The following is a 25,832-nucleotide window of genomic DNA, read 5'->3' as shown; positions in this document are numbered from 1 at the left end:
GGGGGAGGAGAACCCGGCCGCCCGTCTCACGAGGGGGAACGAGGCCGCCGATCTGGGGAACGGCGGCCTCCCGCCCCGTCACACATGCATGACCGGAGAGCGCAGAGCTGCGCGTCGCGCGCGGCGCCGTCTCAGACGAGCAGCCGGGGTCCTGACCACACGCGCGCGACGCGCAGTTCCGCATCCAGGAGCACGGCATCGCCGAGCATCCCGTTGCGCAGACCGCCGAGAGCGGAATCGCGGCCGATCGCCCGTGCCGGCGTCTCCGTGAGCGCGCGGACGGCCTCGGGCAGCGACACGCCTGCCTGCACGGCCCGCCGCAGGGCCACGTCCTGCGTCAGCGTCGATCCGGCGATCGATCCGGTGTCGTCAGCCCTCGCCACGCCGTCGCGCACCGTGACGCTCACCGCGCCGAGGTCGTAGTGGCCGTCGGCACTCCCGGCGGCCGCCATCGCATCGGTGATCAGCGCGACCCGCCGGGGGGCGGAGTCGAAGACGAGCTTGACGACGTGCGGGTCCAGATGCACGTTGTCGGCGATGGCCTCGAGCACCACACGATGATCGGCCGCCGCCGCGAGAACCGGCCCCGGAGCGCGGTGATGGATCCCCGGCATGGCGTTGAACGCGTGGGTGAGGATGGAGGCTCCCGCCTCGAACGCGGCGATCGCCATGGCGGCATCCGCATCGGTGTGGCCGACGGCGGCCGCGGAACCCGCTGCCACGATCTGTCGGATCGCGTCGATCCCGCCGGGGAGCTCCGGCGCGATGGTGACCTGACGGACGGTGCCGCGGCCGGCATCCAAGAGGCGGGAGACATCCGCGGCCGCCGGATGGCGGAGAAGCGAGGGTTCGTGGGCTCCGTGATGCCCGGGGTCGAGGAAGGGCCCCTCGAGGTGCGATCCCAGGATGTCGGTATCCGTCTCGGTCAGATCCGCGATGAGCGCGACACTGCGGGCGAGGGAGTCCAGCGACGCGGTCACGAGCGAGATGACCGCGCGGGTGGTGCCGTGCGCGCGGTGCAGGTCTCGTCCGGTGCGGATCGCCTCCATGCCGTCGTCGAACGCGGCACCGGCGCCTCCGTGCCCGTGGATGTCGATGAAGCCGGGAGTGAGCAGGGCGCCCGCGCCGGCGACGGCGGTCGCGTCGACGATCTCGTCCGCCGGCGTCCACTCCGATCCCGTCCCGCGGTCCGTCACGACACCGTCCTCGACCCGGATCCAGCCGTCCTCGACGATGTCGCCGCGATCGATGATCCGCGCGGAGTGGATGACCAGCGAACCGGTCGAAGAGGAGTGGGTGCTCAACGTGCGCTCCAGGGGATCTCGTCTGCGGGGTGGAAATCGACCCCTTCAGCCTTCCACAGCGGCGCCAACGACCCGACCCGCAGGCGGAACGACTCCCACGTGCGCTCCGGTGCCTCTCGTGGCGACCAGGCGACCTCGGCCTGCGCAGCGGCGCGCGGGAAGACCAGCTGCTCGACCTCGTCGATCGTGCGGGTGGTCTCCGACCAGAGAGGGGCCTCCACACCGAGGATCGCGGCCTCGGGGACGTCGAGCACCGCGGTGGGCTCCCACTCGTAGGCGGAGCGGACGTCGATGATCGCCGCCCAGGTGAGTCCGAGGGGGAAGTCCTCCGTGTACTTCATGTCGAGGTAGGTGACGTCAGCCGCCGACATGAGGAGAGCACCGCCCCGCTCGACGAAATGGGCGGCCTCCTCGGCGTGAGTGCCTTCGGGCGTGGTCTTCCCCCAGTACTGCCCGACGGTGCCCTCGGCGATGTTCGCCGCGGAGCCCATCTCGTGCCAGGCCATCGGGATCTTCCCCTCTTCCACGACGATCGAGGTCGCGCGCGCGGCGAACAGATCGAAGTCGGCCTGGGGAGTGCCGAGCGACTCGTCGCCGCCGATGTGGATGTACGGCCCCGGCGTCATCTCGGCCAACTCGCGGACGACGTCGCGCACGAACTCGTACGTGCGCTCCTCGTGGATGCGGACGCTGGAATGGCCGACACCCCAGCCGAGGTAGGTCTCGCCGGCGACGGGCAACGGCTGGCCCAGACGCGCGGAATCCGCGATGAGGTTGTCGTTCAGCACCGGCGCCTCGACGAGCTCGGGGTAGGCCACGCCGATCGCGTGGGTGTGCCCGGGCAGGTCGATCTCGGGGATCACGATCATGTGGCGCGAGGCGGCGTACGCCACGAGCTCGCGGTAGTCGTCTTTCGAGTAGAAGCCGCCGGGGTCGCCGTTCGCCGACGTGCCGGAGGCGCGCTCGGTGAGCAGCGGCCAGGAGTCGATGTGCACGCGCCACCCCTGGTCGTCGCTCAGGTGCAGGTGCAGGTGGTTGAACTTGAGCGCACTCGTGCTGTCGATGAACCTCTTCACATCGTCGACGCCGAAGAAGTGCCGGGCGACGTCGAGCATGACGCCCCGTCGCGGGAAGCGCGGGGAGTCCGCGACGTCGGCGCGGAGCAGCGCCCAACCGGAGTCGTCCTGGCGCAGCAGCTGCAGCAGTGTCTGCACGCCGTAGAAGAGCCCTGCTTCGTCGGCCCCGACGACGATGGCCTGATCGCCGATCTCGAGTGTGTAGCCTTCCGGCGCCGAGGATTCCGGGTCGACGATCAACTCGATGTCGGCGGGGGCCTCGTCGACGACGGAGAGCCGGATGCCACTGCGGCGCTCGACCGCGTCGATCAGCTGGGCGGCTGCGGGGGAGGAACCGCGCACGCGCGTCTTCGCGGTTATCGGCATCCGTCCCTCTCGTGCGACGGCGGACACGGGCACGGGAACGAGCGGAAGAGGATGAGGAAGGACCATGAACAAAACCTACCCGTCGGTGCCGCTCAGCGGAATGGCAGAACTCGAATCGATTCTGCGACCGCCATCAGACGGCAGCGTGCGCGGCGGCTCGCATCGGCTATGCTCGTAACCGTCGCGACTGGCGTCTGGGTGGACTACCACCGGGGAGCGACTGACCACGGAATTCGACCGCGCGCCTGGGCCGATAGGAACACCCCTTTCGAATCCGTTGTCAAAGGAGCACGTCATCATGACCGACCGTTACTTCAACGCCCCGCTTTCCGAGGTCGACCCCGAGATCGCTCAGGTCCTGGATCGCGAGCTGAAGCGCCAGCAGACCTTCCTCGAGATGATCGCGTCGGAGAACTTCGTGCCCGTCTCGGTGCTGCAGTCGCAGGGCTCCGTGCTCACGAACAAATACGCAGAGGGCTACCCCGGACGCCGCTACTACGGTGGCTGCGAAGAGGTCGACGTCGCGGAGTCCCTCGCGATCGAGCGGGCCAAGAGCCTGTTCGGTGCGGAGTTCGCGAACGTGCAGCCGCACTCCGGCGCCTCCGCGAACGCGGCGGTCCTGCACGCGATCGCCCGTCCCGGCGACACCCTGCTCGGTCTGTCCCTCGACCAGGGCGGCCACCTCACGCACGGCATGAAGATCAACTTCTCCGGCCGTCTGTACGACATCGTCGCCTACGGTGTCGACCCCGAGACCTCGACGATCGACATGGCGGAGGTGCGTCGCCTCGCGATCGAGCACAAGCCGAAGGTCATCATCGCCGGCTGGTCGGCCTACCCGCGCACGATGGACTTCGCCGCGTTCCGTGAGATCGCCGACGAGGTCGGCGCGCTGCTCTGGGTCGACATGGCGCACTTCGCCGGTCTGGTCGCCGCAGGTCTGCACCCGAACCCGGTGCCCCACGCACACGTCGTCTCCTCGACCGTGCACAAGACGATCGGCGGCCCGCGCTCGGGCTTCATCCTCACCAACGACGCCGAGCTCGCCAAGAAGATCAACACCGCGGTGTTCCCCGGGCAGCAGGGCGGACCGCTCATGCACGTGATCGCGGCCAAGGCCACGGCGTTCAAGCTCGCCGGCACCCCCGAGTTCAAGGAGCGCCAGGAGCGTGTGCTGCGCGGGGCGAAGCTCATCGCCGAGCGCCTGTCGCAGCAGGACGTGAAGGACGCCGGCATCTCCGTGCGCTCGGGCGGCACCGACGTGCACCTGGTTCTGGTCGACCTGCGCGACGCCGAGATCGACGGCAAGCAGTCCGAGGATCTCCTGCACGACATCCACATCACCGTGAACCGCAACGCCGTCCCGAACGACCCGCGTCCGCCCATGGTGACCTCGGGCCTGCGCATCGGCACGCCCGCGCTCGCGACCCGCGGCTTCGGCGATGCCGAGTTCACCGAGGTGGCCGACATCATCGCCCTCGCGCTGCTCCCGGGGGCCGACGTCGAGGCCCTGCGCGCCCGCGTCGACGCCCTGGCCGCCGCGTTCCCGCTCTACCCGGACCTGCAGCAGTAATTCCGCAGCACCTCCCTCTCGCGAGTGCACGGGGTACTGCCGAGCGCACGGCTTGTCGACGTGAACAAGCCGTGCGCTCGACGGGAGGCCATGCACTCGGCGGTGACGACGTAAGGAAGACACCATGACCGCGAAGATCCTCGACGGGAAGGCGGCTTCGGCCGCGATCCGGGCCGAGCTCACCGAGCGCGTCGCCGCGCTGAAGAGCAAGGGGGTGACGCCCGGGATCGCCACCGTGCTCGTGGGCGCCGACCCGGCGTCGCAGCTGTACGTGGGTATGAAGCATCGGCAGTCCGAGGCGATCGGGATGAACTCGATCCAGCGCGAGCTGCCGGCGGATGCGACCCAGGCCGACGTCGAAGCACTGATCGACGACCTCAACGCCGACCCGGCCTGCCACGGTTACATCGTGCAGCTGCCGCTGCCGAAGCACCTGGACACCGACGCGATCCTCGAGCGGATCGACCCGGCCAAGGATGCCGACGGCCTGCACCCGACCAACCTCGGGCGCCTGGTGCTGAACGTCAACGGCCCGATCCACACGCCGCTGCCGTGCACGCCGCGCGGGGTCATCGAGCTGCTGCTGCGCAACGACTACGACCTCAACGGCAAGCATGTCGTGGTGGTCGGGCGCGGCGTCACGATCGGACGCTCGATCGGACTGCTGCTCACCCGGCGCGACCTGAACGCCACGGTCACCCTCACGCACACCGGCACCGTCGACATGCCGCGCTACCTGCGTGAGGCCGACGTGATCGTCGCCGCGGCCGGCGTGAAGCACCTGATCCGCGCGGAGGACGTGAAGCCCGGCGCGGCCGTTCTCGACGTCGGTGTGACGCGCGAGACCGACGAGGAGACGGGGAAGAGCCTCGTGTTCGGCGACGTTGCCCCCGATGTCGCCGACGTGGCGGGCTACATCTCCCCGAACCCGGGAGGTGTCGGCCCGATGACGGTCGCGCTGCTCATGACCAACGTCGTGGAAGCGGCCGAACGGTCGCTCTGACGACGACCCTTCGCGCAGAAAGGCGCCCGCCCGGTGACGGGAGGGCGCCTTTCCTCGCTCCGGGCGCGTACCGCCCGGATCAGCCCAGTTCGTCGAGCATCCGTCGCTGCTCGGGCGTCAGCCCGTCGCGGAGCTCGTCACGGGCGGCGCGGGTCTCCGGCGACTCCGACGGCGCGGCGGGCGCGGAGGATGGGGCCTTCGCGCCTCCCTGCACGCGTGCCTGCACCGAATCGTAGATCTCGCCCGCCTTCGCCCGCAGCCGATCGTCGATCTGGTCGTAGATCATCCAGCCGAACAGCAGTGCGAGCGGCGGCAGCACGAATGCCCAGAAGCCGGAGGCACGCACCCCGCTCAGCCACACCGTGAGCACCCAGATGATGAGCTCGACGAGATACACCAGGACGTACTGCACGACCTTCTCGCCGGTCCTGGTGCGCTCGGCGGCCGACTTCGCGGCCGACGTGCGGAAGGCCCCGGCGAGCAGCGGCTTCACGAACAGGGCGGCGAGGGTCAGGATGACGGACGCCCACAGCGCGTTCAGACCGACCGACACACCGGGCAGCAGCAGGCCGATCAGCAGCAGCACGGCGACGTCGAACACGTAGAGCGCGGCGAACCGGACGATTCCGTTCTTCATGCGCCCAGAATCCCACACATCCAGGGCGGGTCACCCCTGAGCGTGCCCGGTCACCCCTGACTGTGCAGTGTGCTCTCGATCCCGCTGATGCGGGCCTGCTCGTCGAAGCGGAACGTCGCGATTCCCGTGGCATCCGACACCGTCGCCCCGGAGAACGCCTCATCGGTCCAGGAGAGCGTCCAGCCCGCGAGGCGGGCGAGGTCCCAGACCGCCGTGCGTGCATCGGGCAGGACGGCGGCGGAGAGCACGCGGGGGAGCGCGATGACCGCATCGGCCACCGTGAGCGGCGCGAGCGGAGCGTCGAGCAGGAAGACCGCCCGTGTTCCGTTGCCGACCGGGGCGGAATAGTAGGGGGAGCGCCCGGTGAGCTCCACCGCGACGCCGCCGACCGTGTGGGCCGCCTGGGCGATCCATTCGTCGTCGCCGGAGACCTCGGCGGGGAACGCGACCTCGGCGGTGGTGAGTTCGGCGATGCCGTGCTCATTGCCGTATGCGTGCAGCTGAGCGGCGACTCCCTGCGGGTCGCCGCTCGGGTGTGCCCAGGCCCACAGCAGCGACCGGGGTCCCGGTGCGATCGTCGCGATCAGGTGCGCGCGGGCCACGAGCTGGCGGGACGGATCGGCGTCGGCCGTGAAGGTCAGCGTGCCGGCAGCCAGGTCCGCGTCCCAGCGGTGCTCGCCGAGGGCATCGGCGGCGGCGGAGAGAGCATCCTGACGGAGTGCGACGAAGAGGGCGGCACGATCGGCGAGGGGCTGGAGCGCGGCGAAGGTCATGCCGACAGTCTCGCGGTCGATGCTATGAATCCGCTAGTTCACGCGGAGATCGTCGCGGCTTCCGGGCGTCCCATCCGCCAGACGCTCGGCACCATCAGGGTGGCCAGCGCGATCACCGCGTACACGGCACCCGAGGCGATGAGCACGGTCGCGGGGTCGGCATGCGTGATCAGCCAGCCGTACACGAGCGTGCCGATCGGCATCACGACGAAGCTGCCGAGCATGTCGTAGCTCGACACCCGCGAGAGCTTCTCGCCGGGGATGTTCTCCATCATCGCGAGGTTCCACCCCGTGCTGAAGACCTCGGCCCCCGCCCCCGCGATGAACGCGGCCATGGCGAGCAGGACCACCGCGGGATGCACGCCCAGGATCGTCACGGGGATCGCGAAGGCGGCCATGCCGATCATGCCGTAGCGCAGCGGCCGTCGCAGCGGGAACCACATCAGCAGCAGCGTCATCAGCAGCACGCCGGCGCCCTCGGCGCTCACGACCCAGCCCCATCCGGTGATGCCGAGCAGATCGTTGTTCTTCGCGATGTACGGGCCCACGACACCCCAGGCGCCGACGTGGATGGCGTTCATGACCATGAAGGCCAGCACGATCGTCCACAGCCATGAGCGACTCCAGAACTCCCGCCATCCGATGCGGAGGTCGTGGAACATCGTGGTGCCGCCCGCGTGCGACGGGGGAGGGAGCTTCACCAGGGCCAGCACCGGGATCGCGATCACCCATCCGGTCGCCTGCACGACCATCGCCCAGGCCGGGCCCGCGGTCGCCACCAGGACGCCCGCGATGATCGGGCCGCCGATGGTCACGGCTGAGCGCACGAAGGACAGCATCGCGTTCGCCTGCTGCAGATGCTCGGGAGTCGTGAGCTGCGGGATGATGCCCTGCATCGCCGGCAGCACGAACGCCGTCGAAGCGCCGTTGACGATCGAGAGCATCACGAGGAGCGGGATCGTGGCGTTGCCGGTGAACAGGAGCGCGGCGATCGTGCCGATCGACAGGATGTCGACCACATAGCAGGCCTGGATGATCAGCGCCCGGGGGAGTCGGTCGGCGATCACGCCGCCGAACAGCACGAACACGATGTTGCTCACCGTGAAGGCGGCGAGCACGAAGGACAGCGATCGCGCGTCGTTGTCGATCTCCAGGACCGCGAAGGCGAGGGCGATCGAGGACATCGACCCGGCGATCATCGTGATCGCCCGGGCGAGGAAGAACCAGCGGAAGTTGCGGTCCTGCATCGCGGCGAGCCCGCGGCTCACCTCACGACCTCGCTCCTGTGCACCCGGCTATCCTGCCACGGGCGGGAGTCGTTCGAATCGCGCAGACGGTTGCATCCAGATCCTGGACACAGCCACGTGCGCGATTCGAAAGGTCAGTAGCTGGCGCGGGAGGAGTCGTCGGTGGCGATGAAGCGCGCGGCCAGAGCCTCGGACGCCCGTGCGAGCAGAGCGACATCCGCCCCGACGGCCACGAAGTCGGCACCGGCGGCGAAGTAGGCGTCGGCGGTTGCAGGGTCGAACGCGTTGACGCCGACGGCTTTACCTGCCGCCTTGACCGCGGCGAAGACCTTCTCGACGGCAGCCGTGACCTCGGGGTGGGTCTGCTGGCCGAGCAGGCCCATCGACGCGGACAGATCGGAAGGGCCGACGAAAACCGCGTCGACGCCGTCGACCGCGGCGATGTCGGCTGCGGCCTCGACGCCCGCCGCCGTCTCGATCTGCACCGTGAGCGAGATGTGCTGCGCCGATTCCTGCAGGTAGCGATCGACACGGTTCCAGCGCGCGCTGCGGGCGAGGGCGCTGCCCACTCCGCGCATGCCCTCGGGCGGGTAGCGGGTGGCCGCGACGGCGGCGCGGGCCTCGTCTGCGGAGGAGACCATCGGCACGATCAGGTTCTGCGCTCCGAGGTCGAGGATCTGCTTGATCGCGACGGTGTCGTTCGACGGCACCCGCACGAGCGGGGCGACCGGGTACGCGGCGACAGCCTGGAGCTGCACGAGCACGGACTCGAGCGTGTTCGCCGAGTGCTCCATGTCGATCAGGAGCCAGTCGAGTCCCGACCCCGCGGCGACCTCGGCGAGCAGCGGGCTGCCGGAGCAGACCCACATGCCGACGAAGGGGCGATCGGAGTCCGCGATCTGCTCGCGGAACGAAGGGGCTAGACGAAGCGGCATGCAATTGTTCCCATCGGTCCGTAATCGCACAGCACCTCGTCGCCACGCGACACCCACATCGGGCGTGTGAACGATCCTGCCAGGATGATCTCTCCGGCCTCGAGACGCGCGCCGTGCTGATGGAACTTGTTCGCGAGCCAGGCGACCCCGGTGGCCGGGTGACCGAGCACCCCGGCGGCGACACCGGTCTCCTCGATCTCACCGTTGCGGGAGAGGACACCGGGAACCCAGCGCAGGTCGATCTCATCGGGGCGCTTGCGCACGGTGCCGAGCACCATCGCGCCGTACGCCGCGTTGTCGCTGATCGTGTCGACGATCGTGCGGCCCTCGAGCTCGATGTGCGAGTTCAGCACCTCGAGCGCGGGGACGGCGTAGTCGATCGCCGCGAGAGCGTCGTCGAGGGTGCAGTCGGGGCCCTCGAGCGGGGTCTTCAGCACGAAGGCGAGCTCGACCTCGATGCGCACGTTCGAGAAGTGGTCGACCGGGATATCGGCTCCCGAGTCGTAGACCGTGTCGTCGAACATCACCCCGTAGTCCGGCTCGGTGATGCCCGTGGCCTGCTGCATCGCCTTCGAGGTCAATCCGATCTTGCGACCGACGAGTCGACGGCCCGCGGCGATCTGCGAGTCGCGCCAGACCCCCTGGATCGCGTAGGAGTCCTCGACCGTGGCCTCCGGGTACCGAGCCGTGATGCGCGGGATCACGGAGTGCGTGCGGTCGGCCTCCGCGAGTTCCGCCGCGATCTGCGTGATCGTCTCTGCTGACAGCATCCGTGCCCCCTTAGAGCTGGTGGCCCAGCTTGTACTCGCCCTGCTTGTACTCGGGCATGTCCTTATCGTCGTCCGCACGCGTGTACGAGAAACCATCGGCGCCGATCGTGACCGCCATCTCGGAGTCGTCGGTACGGGCCACGACCGGCTGCGGGTTGCCGTCGAGGTCGAGGACCAGCGAGGCATCCGTGTACCAGGACGGGACGACGGGGTTGCCCCACCAGTCGCGACGCTGGTTGTCATGGACGTCCCACGTGATGACCGGGTTGTCGGGGTCGCCCGTGTAGTAGTCCTGCGTGTACACCTCGACGCGGTGGCCGTCGGGGTCGCGCAGGTAGAGGTAGAAGGCGTTCGAGACGCCGTGACGCCCGGGGCCGCGCTCGATCGAGTCGGAGCGGCGGAGCGCGCCGAGCTTGTCGCAGATCGCGAGGATGTTGTGCTTCTCGTGGGTCGCGAAGCACACGTGATGCATCCGGGGGCCGTCGCCGCCGGTCATGGCCGTGTCGTGCACCGTGGGCTTGCGGCGCATCCAGGCGGCGTAGACCGTGCCCTCGTCGTCCTGGATGTCCTCCGTGACGCGGAATCCGAGATCCTGCATGAACCCCACGGCGCGCGGCACATCGGGGGTGACCTGGTTGAAGTGGTCCAGCCGCACCAGCTCGCCGGGGATGTGCAGGTCGTAGCGCCATGACATCCGCTCGACGTGCTCGGTCGCGTAGAAGAACTCGTAGGGGAAGCCGAGCGGGTCGACCACGCGCACCGAGTCTCCGATGCCCTTGACGAAGCCGTTCTCATCGCGTCGCACATCGCAGCCCAGCTCGGTGTAGAACTCCACCGCGCGGTCGAGGTCTTCGGGAGTGCGGACCCGGTACGAGAAGGCGGCCACGGCGGCGATCGGGCCCTTGCGCAGCACCAGGTTGTGGTGGATGAACTCCTCCGTCGACCGCAGGTAGATCGCCTCGTCGTCCTCCGCGGTCACGTACAGGCCCAGGATGTCGACGTAGAACTGCCGCGAGGCCGCGAGGTCGGTGACCACGAGCTCCATGTACGCGCAGCGGAGGATGTCCGGCGGCGAGCTCTGCGGCGTCGCGATGGGGTTCTCGGAGCGGATCGGCGCCTCCTGGGAGACGTAGAAGCCGGAGGAGGTCAGGGTCATGTCGTCGCGGTGTGTCATGTCAGCGTCCTTGCGTGAGGTTCCGGTCGCACTCTCTGTCGCATCCGCGTCGGTGGGGCGGCGGAGAGTGCGACCGGAACGAGACAGTGGGTCAGTTCTTGCCGAAGGTCGGGTTGTGGGCGGGCCCGAGCGTGATGTGCACGCTCTGCTGGTCGGTGTAGAAGTCGATCGAGCGGTAGCCGCCCTCATGACCGAGACCCGAGGCCTTCACGCCGCCGAACGGGGTGCGGAGGTCGCGCACGTTGTTGCTGTTCAGCCACACCATGCCGGCCTCGACCGACTGCGCGAAGTTGTGCGCCCGCTTGAGGTCGTTGGTCCAGATGTAGGCGGCGAGTCCGTACTTGGTGTTGTTCGCGAGCGACAGCGCCTCCTCGTCGGAGTCGAACGGCGTGATCGCGACGACGGGTCCGAAGATCTCCTCCTGGAAGATCCGGGCGTCGGGGGAGACGTCGGCGAACACGGTCGGCGCGACGAAGTTGCCCTCCTCGAAACCCTCGGGACGACCGCCGCCGGCGACGAGGCGGCCCTCGGTCTTGCCGATCTCGACGTAGCTCATGACCTTCTCGTAGTGCTCGGGGTGAACGAGGGCACCGACCTCCGTGGCGGGGTCGTGCGGGTAGCCGACCTTGACGCGCTTCGCCTGAGCGGCGTAGCGCTCGACGAACTCCTCGTAGATCGAGCGCTCGACGAGGATGCGGGATCCAGCCGTGCAGCGCTCGCCGTTGAGGGAGAAGACGCCGAAGATCGTGGCGTCCACGGCGGCCTCGAGGTCGGCGTCGGCGAAGACCACGGCGGGCGACTTGCCACCGAGCTCCATCGACAGCCCCTTGAGGAACGGCGCGGCGTTGCCGAAGATGAGCTGTCCGGTCGAGCTCTCACCCGTGAAGGAGATGAGCGGCACGTCGGGGTGCTTCACGAGCGCGTCGCCCGCGTCCTCGCCGAGGCCGTTCACGAGGTTGAAGACGCCCTTCGGCAGCCCCGCCTCCTCGAAGATGCCTGCCCAGAGGGACGCGGAGAGCGGCGTGAACTCGGCAGGCTTCAGCACGACCGTGTTGCCGGTCGCGAGCGCGGGACCGAGCTTCCACGACTCGAGCATGAAGGGCGTGTTCCACGGTGTGATGAGCCCGGCGACGCCGATCGGCTTGCGGTTGACGTAGTTCATCTGGCGCCCTGGCACCTTGAAGGCGTCGTCGGACTGCGCGACGATCAGGTCGGCGAAGAAGCGGAAGTTCTCGGCGGCGCGACGGGCCTGACCCAGTGCCTGCGTGATCGGGAGGCCCGAGTCGTACGACTCGAGCGCGGCCAGACGCGCATCGCGCGACTCGACGATGTCGGCGATCTTGTGCAGCACCCGCGACCGCTCGCGGGGGAGCATGCGCGGCCAGGGGCCCTCATCGAACGCGCGCTTCGCGGCGGCGACGGCGAGCTCGATGTCGGCCTTCTTGCCCGCTGCGGCCGTCGTGTACGCCTGGTTGGTGACCGGGTCGAGCACGTCGAACGTGTCTCCATCGACGGAGTCGACGAATGCGCCGTCGATGTAGTGCTGGATGTGGTCGGGGAGGTCGGCGGGGATGCGCGAATCGGTCATGAGAATTCTCCGGTCGTCTGGGCAGAAGTCGTCTGGTCGGAAGTCGTCTGGGTGGAACGGGCGTGCAGCGCGTCGAGGAACGCGTCCATGGTGCGCCAGCGGTGGTTGCGGGCGGCGAGTTCGATCTCGAGAGGGTCGGCACCCGCGCGGATGAGATCGAGGATCTCGGTGTGCTCCTCGACCGAGTGCTGGGCGCGTCCGGGGATCGATGCGAACGTCGTGTCGCGGATGCCGGAGAGCCGCGACCAGCCGCGGTGCACGAGATCGAGCAGATGCGGGTTGGGGCACGGCTCGAACAGCACCGAATGGAACTGGCGGTTGAGCTCGGTGAAGGCGTGGGCGTCGAGTTGGTCGAGCATCTGCGCCATCCGCTCGTTGATGCGGGTGGCCTCATCGAGGGCGGCGTCGTCGAGATGGGGAGCGGAGAGCGCGGTGGCGCAGCCTTCGACGAGGCCGAGCGTCTGCATGGTGTGGGCGTATTCGCTCTCGTCGACGAGGGTCACGCGTGCGCCGACGTTGCGCTCGAACGTCACGAGTCCTTCGGCTTCGAGGCGGCGGATGGCTTCGCGCACCGGGACGACGCTCATCTGGAGGTCGTCCGCGATGGATCCCAGCACCAGACGATATCCAGGGCTAAACATATGACCCGTGATGCGGGAGCGGAGCCACTCGTAAGCCACCTCGGACTTGCTGGCCGCCGTCGTGGTCATCGTGCGCTCCGATCGCCGGCGCTCCGGTCCGAGATGGCCTCCTCGTAGCGGGCTCGCCACTCGGCGTTCAGAGGGAACAGCCCGTCGACGGGGTGGCCGGCGGCCACCTGCTCGGCGATCCAGGCGTCTTCGATCTCCTGCGCGACGGCGCTCGCCGCGACCTCGGCAGCCAGCGCCGGGGGGATGACGATCACGCCGTCGCTGTCGCCGACGATGATGTCGCCCGGCTGCACGGTCGCGCCGCCGCAGGAGATCGTGACGTCCACGTCCCATGGCACGTGCTTGCGGCCGAGCACGGACGGATGCGCGCCCTGCGAGAACACGGGGAGACCGATCTCGGCCACGGCGTCGAAGTCGCGGACGCCCCCGTCGGTGACGACCCCGGCCGCTCCGCGGACCTTCGCGCGCAGGGCGAGGATGTCGCCGAGGGTGCCGGTCGTGGCATCCTCTCGGGCTTCGATCACGATGATCTCGCCCTCTTCCACGGCGTCGAACGCGCGCTTCTGGGCGTTGTAGCCGCCGCCGTGGGAGGCGAAGAGGTCTTCGCGGAACGGCACGAAGCGCAGCGTCTTCGCGGTGCCGACGATCTTGCTGCCGGGGATGTTCACGGACACGCCGTCGATGAAGCAGGAGTGGTGTCCACGCTTGCGGAGCTGCGCCGACAGACCGGCCGTCGGCGCCTCGAGGAGCTGGGCGCGCAGCTCGGGGGAGAGCCCGTGCGTCTTCTCGAGGGGCGGCAGGCCTGCCTCCTCGCGAGAGCCCCACGCTTCTGTACGCTGCAGGTCGTCGACGGCGGGGAGCGATCCGAGGTCGCCGTCGAAGGGCATCTCGCCCTGCGTGACGGTGGTGATGAGACGGCCCGAGGTCGGAGCGCCGGGGGCCTCCGGGGCATCCACCTCGACCTCGACGACGTCGCCAGGGACGATGACCGAAGAACCGGCGGGAGTGCCGGTGAGGATCACATCGCCGGGCTCGAGCGTGAAGTGCTGGGACAGGTCGGCCACGAGCTGCGCGAGCGGGAAGATGAGGCCGGCGGTGGTGTCCTCCTGACGGAGCTCTCCGTTCACCCAGGCGCGCACCCGGAGGGCGGCGGGGTCGACCGTGCGGGCGTCGATGAGGTCGGGGCCGAGCGGCGTGTATCCGTCGCCGCCCTTGGAGCGGACGTTCGAGCCCTTGTCGTTCGCGCGCAGGTCGTACAGGCCGAGATCGTTCGAGGCGGTGACCCAGCCGACGTGGTCCCAGGCGTCGTCGAGCGAGACCCGGCGGGCGGGAGTGCCGATCACGAGAGCGATCTCGCCCTCGAAGGCGAGCAGCTCGGTGCCGGCAGGGCGCTCGACGGTGCCACCGGAGACGCCGACCGAGCTGGCCGGCTTGAAGAAGTAGGAAGGGGAGGCAGGGCGCCTGCCGCGCTGGTCGGCGCGCGAGGCATAGCTCAGGTGGATCGCGATGATCTTGCCGGGGCGGGTGATGGGGGCCGTCACGGGGCGCCTCCTTGCGCTCGTCTGCGATGTCGTGCGTGACGCCTTGTGCGTCGTATTCGAAATCATATATCATCGGTTCACCCCTCGGCAAGCACTTCGGATCCGCTCCGCTGCACGCCGTGACAATGCGGTCACAACCAAAGGAGACACCCCATGAGTGGGCAGTCACAGGCTGGGTTCACGCCCACCGGAACCATCGCGACAGCGGCCGATCGGCGCCGTGTCGTGTTCGCCACCGTCGTCGGCACCACGGTCGAGTGGTACGACTTCTTCATCTATGCCACGGCCGTCGGGCTCGTGTTCGGTCAGCTCTTCTTCGCCCCGCTCGGCGAGAACAGCGCCCTGATCGGCTTCGCCACGGTCGGTGTCAGCTTCCTGTTCCGTCCCCTCGGCGCCTTCCTCGCCGGCCACTACGGCGACAAGCTCGGGCGCAAGGCCGTGCTGATGTGGACGCTGATCCTGATGGGTGCGGCCACCGCCCTCATCGGCATCCTGCCCACCTACGAGACCATCGGACTGATGGCGCCGATCCTGCTGGTGCTGCTGCGCATCGTGCAGGGCATCTCGGCAGGCGGTGAGTGGGGCGGTGCCGTGCTGATGGCCGTCGAGCATGCGCCCCGCAAGAAGCGCGGCATCTTCGGCGCGTCCCCGCAGATCGGCGTGCCTCTGGGCCTCCTGCTCGCCTCCGGTGTGATGGCGCTCATGACGGTGATCGCCCCCGGCGACCAGTTCCTCGCGTGGGGCTGGCGTGTGCCGTTCCTGCTCAGCGTGGTGCTGATCCTCGTCGGGTACTACGTGCGCCGCAAGGTCGAGGAGAGCCCGGTCTTCACCGAGCTCGCCGCGCGCAAGGAGAAGGCGCGGATGCCGATCGCGCAGCTGTTCCGCAAGCACCTGCTGCTCGTGATCATCGCCGCGTTCGTGTTCGCCGGCAACAACGCCGTGGGCTACATGACCACGGGCGGATACATCCAGGGGTACGCCACGGACCCCGCCGGCCCCATCGGCCTCGAGCGCGGCCCCGTGCTCTGGGCGGTCGCCGGATCCGCGGTCACCTGGCTGCTCACCACGCTCCTCGCGGGGTGGTTGTCCGACCGCATCGGCCGCCGCACGACGTACATCGTCGGCTGGGCGCTGCAGCTGGTCGGTGTGTTCACGCTGTTCCCGCTGGTCAACACCGGCGAGATCGGCCTGCTGTTCGCCGGGTTGGCGATCCTCACGATCGGCCTCGGATTCACCTACGGTCCGCAGGCGGCGCTGTACGCCGAGCTGTTCCCCGCGAGCATCCGGTTCTCCGGTGTCTCGATCTCGTACGCGATCGGCGCCATCGCCGGCGGTGCGTTCGCCCCGACGATCGCGACGGCCATCGTGAAGGCGACCGGCTCGACGGGGGCCGTCACCTGGTATCTGGCCGGAATGACCGTACTGGGTCTCGTCGCGACCCTGCTGCTCCGCGACCGCTCGGGCATCCCGCTCGGACCGGATCATGAGGAAGAGCAGTCCGTCAGCCCGATCTACGGACTCGCCAAGGCCTGACCTCGCGCGGATGGCATGACGTGCTCCCGTCGCGCTTCCTGTCGTCTGCCATACGGCGACGACAGGAAGCGCGGCGGGAGCTTCGTCTCGAGGGCTGCGCGCGCGTCAGCCGTCGAGAGCGTCGCGGATGTCGGACGCCGCCTGTCGGAGTCGCGCGGCGATCTCGGCATCGTCGAGGTCTGTTGCCACGTGCACGACGGCGATCGCGGCCGGGCGCTGTCCGCGCAGGGTGAGCGGGACCGCGACGGACTGGACGGTGGGGATGACCTCGTCGTGGCTCGTCGCATAGCCGCGGGCACGCGCCGCATCGACGTCGGCAGGAAGCGATGCGGGAACCTCCTCCGGCCATTCCGCGACCGGCACCTGCGCGAGGATCGCTTTCCCGGGGGCGCCGACCGACACCGGGTGTCGGGCGCCGGGGCGTTGGGCGACACTCGCGACCGCGTGCCGAGGCTCGACGCTGGCCAGCGTGATGCACTCGGTGCCGTCGAGGACGGCGAGGAAGCATGTCATGCCGAGTTCGTTGGCGATCGCCGTGAGCTCGGGAAGCGCCTCGGCTTGCAGGTCGTGCGCGACCCCGGCCGCGAGTGCTGCCATGCGCGCCCCGAGACTCACCGCTCCGGAGGCGTCGCGCGTGACCAGCCCGTGGTCTTCGAGCGTGCGCAGCAGGCGATACGCGATGGAGCGGTGCACACCGAGACGGGACGCGATCTCGTCGATCGTCAGGGGGCCGCGGGCATCGGCGAGTACCTCGAGGATGCGGATGCCGCGACTGAGAGTCTGGGAGGCGGGCGAGGGGATCGTGCTGTCGGGCATGCGGGTGCTCCCTTGCGATCGCGGACGGCGCGGTTTAGGCTGTGTTCAATAGTAGAACGGTGTGTTCGAATATAGAACACGATGGCGTCGGGTGCAAGACCCGATGAACCACCTCCGACAGACACACCCGACGATGACGTCCGGAAGGAATCGACGACGATGCAGTTCCACCACCACGGCTACGTCTCCGCTGACCCGCGCGTGCAGGGCGCCGCCGGCATCGGGGTCGCGCGGCCCGCCGACCTCCCCGACGAGATCGATGTGCTCATCGTTGGCTCGGGGCCTGCGGGGATGCTGCTCGCCGCCCAGATGGCGCAGTATCCCGACATCTCCACCCGCATCATCGAGAAGCGCGACGGGCGCCTTCCGCTCGGCCAGGCCGACGGCATCCAGCCGCGCAGTGTCGAGACGTTCCAGGCGTTCGGTTTCGCCGAGCGGATCATCGCCGAGGCGTACAACATCGGCTGGATGAACTTCTGGGGTCCGAACCCGGACAAGCGCGACGAGATCGTCCGCACCTCGCGCACCTCCGACTACGCCTACGACATCTGCGAGTTCCCGCACCTCATCGTCAACCAGGCCCGCGTGCTCGACTACTTCGCCGAGGCCGCGGCGAACGGGCCCGGCCGGATCGTGCCCGACTACGGGGTCGAGTTCACCGGCCTCACGGTGCACGTCGAGGGGGAGTACCCCGTCGAGGTCGGCATCCGCTACGTCGCGGGGGAGCGCTCGGGTGAGGAGCGGACCATCCGTGCCAAGTTCGTCGTCGGCTGCGACGGCGCCCGCAGCGGTGTGCGTCAGGCGATCGGCCGCACGCACGTGGGCGCCTCGGCCGCGCACGCCTGGGGCGTCATGGACGTGCTCGTCAACACCGACTTCCCGGACTGGCGCACCAAGTGCGCGATCAACTCCGAGGCGGGCAACATCCTGCACATCCCTCGGGAGGGCGGCTACCTCTCGCGCATGTACATCGACCTGGGCGAGGTCGCGGACGACGATGACCATCGCGTACGGCAGACGCCGATCGAGGAGATCATCCGCCGCGCGAACGAGATCCTGCACCCGTACACGCTCGACGTGCGCGAAGTGGCCTGGCACAGCGTGTACGAAGTCGGACACCGGGTCACCGACGGCTTCGACGACGTGATCGACGGTTCGGGACGCACGCCCCGGGTGTTCCTCACCGGCGACGCGTGCCACACGCACAGCGCCAAGGCGGGCCAGGGCATGAACGTGTCGATGCAGGACGGCTTCAACCTCGGGTGGAAGCTCGGCTCGGTGCTCTCGGGCCGTGCCCCGGAAGCCCTGCTGGCCACGTACGGTGCCGAGCGGCGGCCCGTGGCGCAGCAGCTGATCGACTTCGACCGCGAGTGGTCGAGCCTGATGGCGCGGAAGCCCGAGGAGATCTCCGACCCCAACGAGCTGGCGACCTACTACCTCGCCACGGCAGAGTTCCCGTCGGGGTTCATGACGCAGTACACCTCGTCGATGATCACCGGAACCGACCGGCACCAGGATCTGGCCGTGGGTTTCCCGCTCGGGAAGCGCTTCAAGTCCGCCGAGGTCGTGCGCGTGGGCGACGGCAACGTGGTGCACCTCGGGCACCACGCGAAGGCCGACGGCCGCTGGCGCGTGTACGCGTTCGGCGACCGCACCGGTGAAGGGCTCGCCACATGGGCGGAGGCGGCCGAGCCGCTGTTCGCGCGCTTCACGCCGGAGGACGCCGACGTCGATGCCGTCTTCGATGTCAAGGCGGTCTATCAGCAGCCGTTCGAAGAGGTCGAGGTCACGTCGGCTCCCGCGCTGTTCCAGCCGAAGACCGGGCCGCTCGGACTGACCGACTGGGAGAAAGTGTACGCGGCGGGCCCCAGCAAGTGGACCGAGACCGACATCTTCGCCGCGCGCGAGCTGTCGCGCGACGGCGTGGTGGTCGTGGTGCGGCCAGACCAGTACGTGGCAGCGATCCTGCCGCTGCATGACACGACCGAGCTGGCCGATTTCCTCGAGGGGGCGCTGCTTCCGGCGCGTTGAGGTCCCGGGCTCCGCTCCGCGTCCGGCGGAGATCCCCTCGACGGGCGGAGCGTCGGCCCCGGTCGTTCCGCCCGAGGGTGAGTTCTCCTCCCGGGGCTGCGGGGCGCCTGGACATGACACGTGTCACGTCCAGGAGATGACACCGCCCTCCGGCGCCACCGCCCGCATCGGACGAGGCTGGAGGCATGAACAACTCCTCCGTGGACGGGACGGCGACGCGGGCCTCCGCTCGACCGGTGACCGCCGCCCCGACCGATGAACCCGTGGTGCTCGAGCTGAGCGCCGTGAAACGACACTTCGGCACGGGCGACCGCCGGGTGCAGGCTGTCGACGGGGTCGACCTGTCGATCCGACGTGGCGAGGTCGTCGCGCTGCTGGGACCGAACGGTGCGGGCAAGACGACCACGCTCGACATGCTTCTCGGGCTCACCGAGCCCAGCAGCGGCACCGTGCGGGTGCTCGGGGCGACACCGCAGCGCGCCACTTCCAGCGGTTCGATCGGGGCGGTGCTGCAGACCGGGGGCCTGCTCGGCGACCTGACCGTCGGAGAGACGGTGCGGCTGATCGCTTCTCTCCACGGAGCCCACGCCCTCGACCGGGTGGACGAGGTCATGGCCCGCGCCGACCTGGAGCATCTCGCCCGCCGAAGGGTCTCGAAGTGCTCCGGCGGTGAGCAGCAGCGCGTGAAGTTCGCGCTCGCGATGGTGTCCGACCCCGACATCCTGGTGCTCGACGAGCCCACGGCGGGAATGGACGTCACGGCCCGGCGGCACTTCTGGGGTGTCATGCGGGCGGATGCGGATGCCGGGCGCACGATCGTCTTCGCCACCCACTATCTCGAGGAGGCCGAGCAGTTCGCACGCCGCACCGTGGTGATGCATCGCGGGACGGTCGTCGCCGACGCCCCCACCGCGCTGTTGCGCGCCAGTCTCGGAGAGCGGACCGTCTCGGCGACGGTCGACGAAGACGCGGCCGCGCTCGTCGCCGTTCTGAGCGCGGCTGATGGTGTCGCCGGCGTGCGGCTCGACGGCGATCGTCTCAGCCTGCGTACCGCTGACTCCGACGCCGCCGCCCGCATCCTGCTCGACAACGGTGCCCATGACCTGGAGATCGCCGCGCCCACCCTCGAGACCGCCTTCACGGCACTGACGGAGAACTGACATGCTCGTCTCACCCACCATGCTGCGCATCGAAGGCCTCCGCCAGCTGCGCAACCCCTATACGCTCGCGTTCACTCTGGCGATGCCGGTCGCGATGTACCTGCTGTTCGGTGCCGGAATGGGCTACGGCTCGCTCTCTGCCGGTCACGGGAACGTCTCCTTCTACGTGATGACCTCGATGGCGGCCTATGGCACGGCGGTCGCCATGAGCTCGCTCACGTCGCTCGCCGCGACGGAGGCCAAGCAGGGGTGGGGACGCCAGCTCGCGATGACCCCGCTCACGACGGCCGGATACGCGGTGACGAAGCTGCTCACCGCGGTCGCCTTCGCGGCGCTGGCGCTGGTGGCGGTGTTCACCGCCGGGATGATGACCGGTGCCGAGGCGGAAGACGCCTGGCGCTGGGTCGCGACGGCGGGCATCATCCTCGGGATCGGCCTCATGTACGGACTCTTCGGTCTCGGCGTCGGACTGTTCTTCAGCTCCGACTCGGCAGCGGCACTCGCCTCGATCTCGATGACGTTCTTCGCGTTCTTCGGCAACGTGTTCATGCCGCTCGACGGTGTGATGCTCGACATCGCGCGCTTCACCCCCCTGTACGGCTTCGTCGCCCTGAGCCGGTGGCCCCTCACCGACGGGACGCTCACGACGGGACAGACCGATCCGCTGTGGATGCTGTTCCTCAACGTCGCCGTCTGGCTCCTGCTGTTCGCCCTCCTCGTCATGATGGGGATGAAGCGCTCGCGGGCGCGGCAGTAGCGGCCCCGACGGCGGCACAGGGCGACAGTAGGTTGGACGGATGACGCGACACACGAACCCGGAGAGTCCAGAGACGCCAGGGTCCGCCCGCGAGGCCGCGTCGTTCGCGGCGGCGGGCGCGGCCCCGGCGGCATGGGCGGCTCCCGGAGCGCGCAGCGCTACGGGGAAGGACCCGTGGGCGCGGTTCGGCTGGCTGATGGCCGTGATCTGGCTCGTGTTCCTCGTCTATCCGGTGATCGCGCTGCTGCGCTCGGAAGCGCCGGTCCCGTGGGCCGTGGTGGGGTGGGCTGCACTGGTCGCGTTCGTCGTGCTGTACGTCACCGGTTTCATGCACGGGATGCGGGGCGGCGGCGGACTGGGTCGCGCACCCTCGCGGAGGCAGTGGATCACGTTCGTCGCACTGATCGGGTGCGTCGTGATCTCGATCCCGGCGGAGGGAGGATCGGCGCTCAGCTTCCTGCCGTTCCTCATGTCGTTCGCCTCCTACGGGCTGACGCGCCTGTGGCACTGGATCACGACGATCGCCGCGGTCACGGTGACGGCGTTGTGCGTCTTCCTGCTTCCTGGGGGGATCAGCTATCTGTCCGTGCTCGCGATCGTGGCGCTGCTCGGCGTGGTCAACACGGTGTCGACGTGGCTCATCCTGCGTTCGGCGGAGGCGGAGAGGCTCGGCCTCGAGCTGGCGACGAGCGAGGGGCGTGAAGCGGTGGCCCGCGACGTGCACGACCTGATCGGGCACTCGCTGACCGTCGTCGGGCTCAAGGCGCAGCTGGTGCGGCGGCTGATGGACTCCGATCCCGAGCGGGCCAAGGCCGAGCTGGCCGACATCGAACGGCTCACGGCGGAGGCGATCGCGGGCGTCCGCTCGACGGTGGCCGGCGCGCGAGGGACCACGCTCGTGGAGCAGCTCGCCTCTTCTCGCGACTCGTTCCGTGCGGCGGACATCGCTCTGCAGGTCGAGGGGGAGCCGAGCGCGCTGTCGCCGGTGCAGGCGATCACCGCGAGCTGGATCCTCCGCGAGGCGACCACGAACACGCTCCGGCATTCTCGTGCTCGAACGGTTCGGGTGAGGTTGCTCCCCGGACGCCTGGTGGTGGAGGACGACGGAGTGGGTGTCGGCCTGGTGGAAGGCAACGGCATCCGCGGTATGCGTGAACGCGCGGCGGCGGCCGGTGCGTCGTTCGTCCTGGGGCCCGTCGGCGACGCGGGCACACGCGTGGAGGTGACCTGGTGAACGCATCGAGCCGCGACATCGGCATCCGCTTGCTGATCGCCGACGATCAGGCTCTCGTGCGGGGCGCGCTCGGGGCGTTGCTCGAGTTGGAGCCCGACCTCACCGTGGTCGGCATGGCCGCGGATGGGGCGGAAGCCGTGCGGCTCGCGGAGGAGCTGCGACCGGACGTGTGTCTCATGGACATCCAGATGCCCGGGGTGGACGGAATCGATGCGACGCGGCGCATCCGTGAGGTGAGCACGGGGACGCGCATCCTCGTCGTGACGACGTTCGCGCGTCCCGGCTACCTGCGCTCCGCTCTGGACGCCGGTGCCAGCGGCTTCATCGTGAAGGACACCCCCGCCGAGGAACTGGCCGAGGCGGTGCGACGCGTGCAGTCCGGACTGCGTGTCCTCGATCCGGCGCTCGCCGCAGACAGCCTGTTCGACGGTGCGAACCCCCTGAGCGATCGGGAACGACAGGTGCTGCGACTCGCCGTGGACGGCCGTTCCGCCGCGATGATCGCCGCCGAGGTGTTCCTGTCAGCGGGAACCGTGCGCAACCACCTCTCCGCGGCGATCGGGAAGACCGGGGCGGCGAACCGTGCGCAGGCGGTGCGGATCGCGCTCGACAAGGGGTGGATCTGACGGGCGGTTCGCTCACTGTCGAATGTCGCTGGTCGAATGTCGCTGGTCGAATGTCGCTGGTCGGATGTCGGTGCTCACGCGTACCGTTGGCGGCGACGGGCGACGGCGCCCGACAGGAGGAGCACCTGATGGACTGGAAGATCGAACTCATCTTCGTGCCGGTCACCGACGTGGACCGCTCGAAGGCCTTCTACGAGAAGATCGGCTTCAACGCCGATTGGGACCAGACGCCCACCGAGGGACTGCGCTTCGTGCAGATGACGCCACCGGGGTCGGCATGCTCGATCGCGTTCGGCACCGGCCTGGGCATCGACCTCGAGCCGGGCAGCCAGAACACGATCCAGGTCGTGGTCCCGGATGCCGATGAGGCGCTCGCCCACCTGCAGGGTCTGGGCGTCTCCGCCCGCGGGGTGCAGGAGCTGGACTGGGGGCGTTTCGTGTCGTTCGACGACCCGGACGGCAACTCCTGGACGCTGCAGCAGCTCCCCGACTACGGAGCGTAGGGCCCGGCGACGATCTCGATCTTGAAGCCGGAGGCGTTCTCGAGCCACCCGGCGTAGTGCCGGTCGCCGCCGGCGTGCGGATAGCGGTCGGCGTAGAGCGGATCCCAGCCGTGGGCGGGTGCTTGCGCCATGAGCGCATCGACCGCAGCGCGCGCACCGCCGTGGAACGCGAGATGGTTGAGTCCGGGACGTCGGCGGTCGTGCGTCGGGCCCGACAGATTCGGAGACGTCGTGAGAGTGAGGTAGGCGCTGTCGGCGACCCACGATTCACCGCCGGGCCATTCGCTGTCGAGCGTGAAACCGAGGCGCTGCAGGATCCAGCGCCATTCCGCGCGTACCGCGTCGAGATCGGCGATCCACAGTTCGACGTGATGGAAACCCGGCATGGTCCGAGTCTGCCAGGGGAGAGCCGGCGGAGCGGACGATGCCCATGGTGGTTCGAACCTCCCGCGACGACGCTCCGGCAGCCGTTCTCCGTGGCACCCGCCACCGGCATTCACCTCGAGGTCACGAGCCGGTCATCCGACGCCCGTACCGTCGCGACGGACCGCGCTTCGAAAGGACCTCCTCGCAATGACCTCCCCCTCCCGGCCGAAGCGAGGACGACTCGCTCTCCTCGGCGCCGCCATCGCTCTCGCCGGAATCCTCGTGGGCCCGCCCGCACATGCGGCGGACGGATCGCTCGCGGTCGACTCCCCGAGCATCGCGATCGACGAAACCGTGACCTTCACGTTCGATGCCGGCACGGCTGTTCACGACCGCAACTGGATCGGGATCTATCGCGACGGCGTGGTGCCCGGTGGTCCGGCGTCTCTGGACTGGCGATACGTTCCCACCGCGGCGGGTGAGGTCACCTGGAACCCTTCGACGCGTGAGGGGTGGACCCGCAACTCGTCGACGATGGGAGCGGGGGAGTACGACGTCTATCTCCTCGAGGACGACGGCTACAACGTGCTCGCCGGACCCATCGACCTCACCGTCACGGACGATGACGCCGAGCCGCCCGTCACGCCTGCTGAGCCGAAGCCGGAGATCGAGGGGAAGAGCGGCCTCAACGTGCTGACGTTCAACGTGTGGCACGGCGGCACGCAGGTCGCCGACGGGGCACGGCAGATCGCCGACATCATCACGCAGACCGATGCCGATGTGACGTTCCTGCCCGAGGTGGGTCAGGCTCCCGCCCAGGTCGCGGCACTGCTCGGGTATCAGCACCTCACTGCGACCGACACCGGCATCGTCTCGCGGTATCCGATCCTCTCGACCGACACGGTCGGGCGCTGGTGGTCGAAAGCGGTGCTCGATGTGAACGGCTCCGAGGTGGTCGTCTACGGCGGTCACCTGGAGTACCGCTGGTACACGACCTACCTTCCGCGGGGGTACGGCGGCGAGGTCCTCGGTGACTGGCCGGCCGGCTGGAACACCTGGAGCAAGCTCGGCGCTCCCGTGACCGATGTCGAGGCGATCCTGAAGGCGAACGAGCAGTCCGGCCGCCCCGCTGCTGCTGCGGATCTCGTCGCCGACATCGACGCCGAGCGAGCGGCGGGACGACTCGCCATCGTGGGCGGAGACTTCAACGAACCACCCTCGCAGGACTGGACGGCTGCCACCGCCGGTCTCTTCGATCACAACGGCGTCGTCGTCCCCTGGCAGACGACCCAGAGGCTGCTCGACGGGGGACTGGTCGACGCCTTCCGCACGGTGCACCCCGACCCGGTGGCGAACCCGGGCTTCACCTGGCCTTCGGACAACCCCCTGTTCCCCACGTCATCGCTCACCTGGGCGCCGGAAGCGGATGAGCGCGACCGTATCGACTACATCTTCGCGACGCCGGACCGGCGGCTCTCGATCGACGGAGCGGCCGTGGTCGGTCCACAGTCGACCATCGTGCGCAACGCCCGCGTCGTCGACGACAGCGCAGATGAGATCTTCACTCCGGATGCCGTCTGGCCCTCCGATCACAAGGCTGTCCTGGCGAACTTCACGGTCTGCGACGAGGGGTGCGCGAAGCCCGAGCCCGAGCCCGAGCAGCCGAACGTGCAGCTCGGCGCGGCCTCGGTCGCCGCCGGAAGCGACGTCACGATCTCGGGTACCGATTTCCCCGCCACGACCGCGCTGCGGATCGAGCTGCGTTCGACTCCGATGCCGCTCGGGACGGCGACGACGGATGCGTCGGGCGCGTTCCGTGCGACCGTCACCGTTCCCGCGGACGCATCCCCCGGGGCTCACAGCATCGTCGTCATCGACCCCGATGGTGCGGAGACGACCGTCGCGCTCACCGTGACCGCTTCTATCGGTGGCGAATCGCCAGGGGGTACCCCGGGCGGCGCACCCGGCACCGGGGGAGCCGCAGCCCCCGGATCCGGGGGCGGGACGGTGAAGAGTGACAGTCTCGCCACCACCGGCGCCGACAGCACGCCGTTGCTCCTCGGCGGAGCGCTGCTGCTCGGCGTGGGGCTGGGCCTCGTCGTGTGGCGACGGCGTCGGCGTCACGGTTGATCCGACGGGCGGTGCCGACCCGGCCCCAACGGCGTGCCG

At 69.2% G+C, this 25,832-nt stretch carries 23 protein-coding genes and 1 riboswitch; of the genes, 10 read left to right on the top strand and 13 right to left on the bottom strand.

All coding sequences use genetic code 11. The annotated features are described in order from the left end of the window. Window positions 1-131: 131 nt before the first annotated feature. Window positions 132-1,304: an N-acetylglucosamine-6-phosphate deacetylase gene (gene nagA / locus DW307_RS16760; RefSeq protein ID WP_136025264.1), complete on the bottom strand. Its 1,173-nt coding sequence runs from the start codon at window positions 1,302-1,304 to the stop codon at window positions 132-134. Then, window positions 1,301-2,812: a family 20 glycosylhydrolase gene (locus DW307_RS16755; RefSeq protein ID WP_240750730.1), complete on the bottom strand. Its 1,512-nt coding sequence runs from the start codon at window positions 2,810-2,812 to the stop codon at window positions 1,301-1,303. Before DW307_RS16755 ends, nagA begins: the two co-directional genes overlap by 4 nt. A gap of 107 nt (window positions 2,813-2,919) precedes the next feature. Further along, window positions 2,920-3,004: riboswitch (ZMP/ZTP riboswitch) on the top strand. Between the two features lie 40 nt (window positions 3,005-3,044). On the opposite strand from DW307_RS16755, the gene glyA reads away from it, so the two are divergent. Together glyA and DW307_RS16745 are read left to right on the top strand one after the other, a co-directional pair. Then, window positions 3,045-4,319 (top strand): serine hydroxymethyltransferase, encoded by a 1,275-nt coding sequence (gene glyA, locus DW307_RS16750; RefSeq protein ID WP_021198835.1) that lies wholly within the window; start codon window positions 3,045-3,047, stop codon window positions 4,317-4,319. Window positions 4,320-4,443: 124 nt separating this feature from the next. Further along, window positions 4,444-5,322 (top strand): bifunctional methylenetetrahydrofolate dehydrogenase/methenyltetrahydrofolate cyclohydrolase, encoded by an 879-nt coding sequence (locus DW307_RS16745; protein WP_029265856.1) that lies wholly within the window; start codon window positions 4,444-4,446, stop codon window positions 5,320-5,322. 79 nt (window positions 5,323-5,401) lie between these two features. On the opposite strand, the gene DW307_RS16740 is transcribed toward DW307_RS16745, so the two are convergent. The 9 genes from DW307_RS16740 to DW307_RS16700 all read right to left on the bottom strand — a co-directional run bounded on the left by DW307_RS16740 (window position 5,402) and on the right by DW307_RS16700 (window position 14,637). After that, entirely contained in the window at window positions 5,402-5,959 is a 558-nt protein-coding gene (locus DW307_RS16740) for a hypothetical protein (protein WP_029265853.1), read from the bottom strand. Window positions 5,960-6,009: 50 nt separating this feature from the next. Further along, the gene (locus DW307_RS16735) at window positions 6,010-6,732 is read right to left on the bottom strand and encodes a DUF6882 domain-containing protein (protein WP_136025263.1); all 723 of its coding nucleotides are present in this window, start codon (window positions 6,730-6,732) and stop codon (window positions 6,010-6,012) included. Between the two features lie 38 nt (window positions 6,733-6,770). Beyond that, window positions 6,771-8,000, bottom strand: a complete 1,230-nt coding sequence (locus DW307_RS16730; RefSeq protein ID WP_029265849.1) for an MFS transporter — start codon at window positions 7,998-8,000, stop codon at window positions 6,771-6,773. 113 nt (window positions 8,001-8,113) lie between these two features. Further along, complete coding sequence (locus DW307_RS16725; protein ID WP_136025262.1) at window positions 8,114-8,914, bottom strand: HpcH/HpaI aldolase family protein; 801 nt, start codon at window positions 8,912-8,914, stop codon at window positions 8,114-8,116. Further along, window positions 8,899-9,684: a fumarylacetoacetate hydrolase family protein gene (locus DW307_RS16720; RefSeq protein ID WP_029260485.1), complete on the bottom strand. Its 786-nt coding sequence runs from the start codon at window positions 9,682-9,684 to the stop codon at window positions 8,899-8,901. The genes DW307_RS16725 and DW307_RS16720 overlap by 16 nt, the downstream gene beginning before the upstream one ends. Before the next feature lie 10 nt (window positions 9,685-9,694). Then, window positions 9,695-10,858, bottom strand: coding sequence for a 3,4-dihydroxyphenylacetate 2,3-dioxygenase (hpaD, locus tag DW307_RS16715; protein ID WP_029260486.1), 1,164 nt, complete (start codon window positions 10,856-10,858; stop codon window positions 9,695-9,697). Between the two features lie 91 nt (window positions 10,859-10,949). Further along, window positions 10,950-12,446, bottom strand: coding sequence for a 5-carboxymethyl-2-hydroxymuconate semialdehyde dehydrogenase (gene hpaE / locus DW307_RS16710; RefSeq protein ID WP_021198827.1), 1,497 nt, complete (start codon window positions 12,444-12,446; stop codon window positions 10,950-10,952). Beyond that, window positions 12,443-13,156 (bottom strand): GntR family transcriptional regulator, encoded by a 714-nt coding sequence (locus DW307_RS16705; RefSeq protein ID WP_136025261.1) that lies wholly within the window; start codon window positions 13,154-13,156, stop codon window positions 12,443-12,445. The genes hpaE and DW307_RS16705 overlap by 4 nt, the downstream gene beginning before the upstream one ends. Further along, on the bottom strand, window positions 13,153-14,637 hold the full coding sequence (locus DW307_RS16700; protein WP_036331203.1) for a fumarylacetoacetate hydrolase family protein: 1,485 nt from the start codon (window positions 14,635-14,637) through the stop codon (window positions 13,153-13,155). Before DW307_RS16700 ends, DW307_RS16705 begins: the two co-directional genes overlap by 4 nt. A gap of 153 nt (window positions 14,638-14,790) precedes the next feature. Between DW307_RS16700 and DW307_RS16695 the strand changes: the two genes are divergently transcribed. After that, complete coding sequence (locus tag DW307_RS16695; protein ID WP_021198824.1) at window positions 14,791-16,170, top strand: MFS transporter; 1,380 nt, start codon at window positions 14,791-14,793, stop codon at window positions 16,168-16,170. A gap of 105 nt (window positions 16,171-16,275) precedes the next feature. On the opposite strand, the gene DW307_RS16690 is transcribed toward DW307_RS16695, so the two are convergent. Further along, the gene (locus DW307_RS16690; protein WP_029265840.1) at window positions 16,276-16,986 is read right to left on the bottom strand and encodes an IclR family transcriptional regulator; all 711 of its coding nucleotides are present in this window, start codon (window positions 16,984-16,986) and stop codon (window positions 16,276-16,278) included. A gap of 159 nt (window positions 16,987-17,145) precedes the next feature. On the opposite strand from DW307_RS16690, the gene DW307_RS16685 reads away from it, so the two are divergent. The 6 genes from DW307_RS16685 (at window position 17,146) to DW307_RS16660 (ending at window position 23,297) form a co-directional block, all read left to right on the top strand. After that, window positions 17,146-19,017 (top strand): FAD-dependent monooxygenase, encoded by a 1,872-nt coding sequence (locus tag DW307_RS16685; RefSeq protein ID WP_136025260.1) that lies wholly within the window; start codon window positions 17,146-17,148, stop codon window positions 19,015-19,017. A 185-nt stretch (window positions 19,018-19,202) separates the two neighbouring features. Further along, entirely contained in the window at window positions 19,203-20,177 is a 975-nt protein-coding gene (locus tag DW307_RS16680) for an ABC transporter ATP-binding protein (RefSeq protein ID WP_136025259.1), read from the top strand. A 1-nt stretch (window position 20,178) separates the two neighbouring features. Next, window positions 20,179-20,934, top strand: a complete 756-nt coding sequence (locus DW307_RS16675; protein WP_136025258.1) for an ABC transporter permease — start codon at window positions 20,179-20,181, stop codon at window positions 20,932-20,934. Window positions 20,935-20,974: 40 nt separating this feature from the next. Continuing rightward, window positions 20,975-22,168 (top strand): sensor histidine kinase, encoded by a 1,194-nt coding sequence (locus DW307_RS16670; protein WP_029260493.1) that lies wholly within the window; start codon window positions 20,975-20,977, stop codon window positions 22,166-22,168. Further along, window positions 22,165-22,794, top strand: a complete 630-nt coding sequence (locus DW307_RS16665; RefSeq protein ID WP_399553092.1) for a response regulator — start codon at window positions 22,165-22,167, stop codon at window positions 22,792-22,794. The genes DW307_RS16670 and DW307_RS16665 overlap by 4 nt, the downstream gene beginning before the upstream one ends. Before the next feature lie 128 nt (window positions 22,795-22,922). Continuing rightward, on the top strand, window positions 22,923-23,297 hold the full coding sequence (locus DW307_RS16660; protein WP_021198817.1) for a VOC family protein: 375 nt from the start codon (window positions 22,923-22,925) through the stop codon (window positions 23,295-23,297). Here DW307_RS16660 and DW307_RS16655 read toward each other — a convergent pair. Continuing rightward, complete coding sequence (locus tag DW307_RS16655) at window positions 23,285-23,683, bottom strand: VOC family protein (RefSeq protein WP_136025257.1); 399 nt, start codon at window positions 23,681-23,683, stop codon at window positions 23,285-23,287. The two genes, DW307_RS16660 and DW307_RS16655, sit on opposite strands and share 13 nt — an antisense overlap. Window positions 23,684-23,870: 187 nt before the next feature. On the opposite strand from DW307_RS16655, the gene DW307_RS16650 reads away from it, so the two are divergent. Further along, window positions 23,871-25,793 (top strand): endonuclease/exonuclease/phosphatase family protein, encoded by a 1,923-nt coding sequence (locus DW307_RS16650; protein ID WP_136025256.1) that lies wholly within the window; start codon window positions 23,871-23,873, stop codon window positions 25,791-25,793. The last annotated feature ends 39 nt before the right edge of the window (window positions 25,794-25,832 follow it).

Source organism: Microbacterium sp. K27 (assembly GCF_004794435.1).
In the GTDB taxonomy this organism is placed as follows: domain Bacteria; phylum Actinomycetota; class Actinomycetes; order Actinomycetales; family Microbacteriaceae; genus Microbacterium; species Microbacterium maritypicum_A.
This window is presented reverse-complemented; position numbering and strand designations above follow the sequence as displayed.

Coding starts and splice junctions, on each gene's coding strand:
- DW307_RS16735 (WP_136025263.1), bottom strand. CDS start 6,732: ATGACCTTCGCCGCGCTCCAGCCCCTCGCCGATCGTGCCGCCCTCTTC.
- DW307_RS16720 (WP_029260485.1), bottom strand. CDS start 9,684: ATGCTGTCAGCAGAGACGATCACGCAGATCGCGGCGGAACTCGCGGAG.
- DW307_RS16725 (WP_136025262.1), bottom strand. CDS start 8,914: ATGCCGCTTCGTCTAGCCCCTTCGTTCCGCGAGCAGATCGCGGACTCC.
- hpaE (WP_021198827.1), bottom strand. CDS start 12,446: ATGACCGATTCGCGCATCCCCGCCGACCTCCCCGACCACATCCAGCAC.
- DW307_RS16740 (WP_029265853.1), bottom strand. CDS start 5,959: ATGAAGAACGGAATCGTCCGGTTCGCCGCGCTCTACGTGTTCGACGTC.
- hpaD (WP_029260486.1), bottom strand. CDS start 10,858: ATGACACACCGCGACGACATGACCCTGACCTCCTCCGGCTTCTACGTC.
- DW307_RS16695 (WP_021198824.1), top strand. CDS start 14,791: ATGAGTGGGCAGTCACAGGCTGGGTTCACGCCCACCGGAACCATCGCG.
- DW307_RS16670 (WP_029260493.1), top strand. CDS start 20,975: ATGACGCGACACACGAACCCGGAGAGTCCAGAGACGCCAGGGTCCGCC.
- DW307_RS16650 (WP_136025256.1), top strand. CDS start 23,871: ATGACCTCCCCCTCCCGGCCGAAGCGAGGACGACTCGCTCTCCTCGGC.
- DW307_RS16745 (WP_029265856.1), top strand. CDS start 4,444: ATGACCGCGAAGATCCTCGACGGGAAGGCGGCTTCGGCCGCGATCCGG.
- DW307_RS16705 (WP_136025261.1), bottom strand. CDS start 13,156: ATGACCACGACGGCGGCCAGCAAGTCCGAGGTGGCTTACGAGTGGCTC.
- DW307_RS16680 (WP_136025259.1), top strand. CDS start 19,203: ATGAACAACTCCTCCGTGGACGGGACGGCGACGCGGGCCTCCGCTCGA.
- DW307_RS16675 (WP_136025258.1), top strand. CDS start 20,179: ATGCTCGTCTCACCCACCATGCTGCGCATCGAAGGCCTCCGCCAGCTG.
- DW307_RS16655 (WP_136025257.1), bottom strand. CDS start 23,683: ATGCCGGGTTTCCATCACGTCGAACTGTGGATCGCCGATCTCGACGCG.
- glyA (WP_021198835.1), top strand. CDS start 3,045: ATGACCGACCGTTACTTCAACGCCCCGCTTTCCGAGGTCGACCCCGAG.
- DW307_RS16755 (WP_240750730.1), bottom strand. CDS start 2,812: ATGGTCCTTCCTCATCCTCTTCCGCTCGTTCCCGTGCCCGTGTCCGCC.
- DW307_RS16685 (WP_136025260.1), top strand. CDS start 17,146: ATGCAGTTCCACCACCACGGCTACGTCTCCGCTGACCCGCGCGTGCAG.
- DW307_RS16690 (WP_029265840.1), bottom strand. CDS start 16,986: ATGCCCGACAGCACGATCCCCTCGCCCGCCTCCCAGACTCTCAGTCGC.
- DW307_RS16660 (WP_021198817.1), top strand. CDS start 22,923: ATGGACTGGAAGATCGAACTCATCTTCGTGCCGGTCACCGACGTGGAC.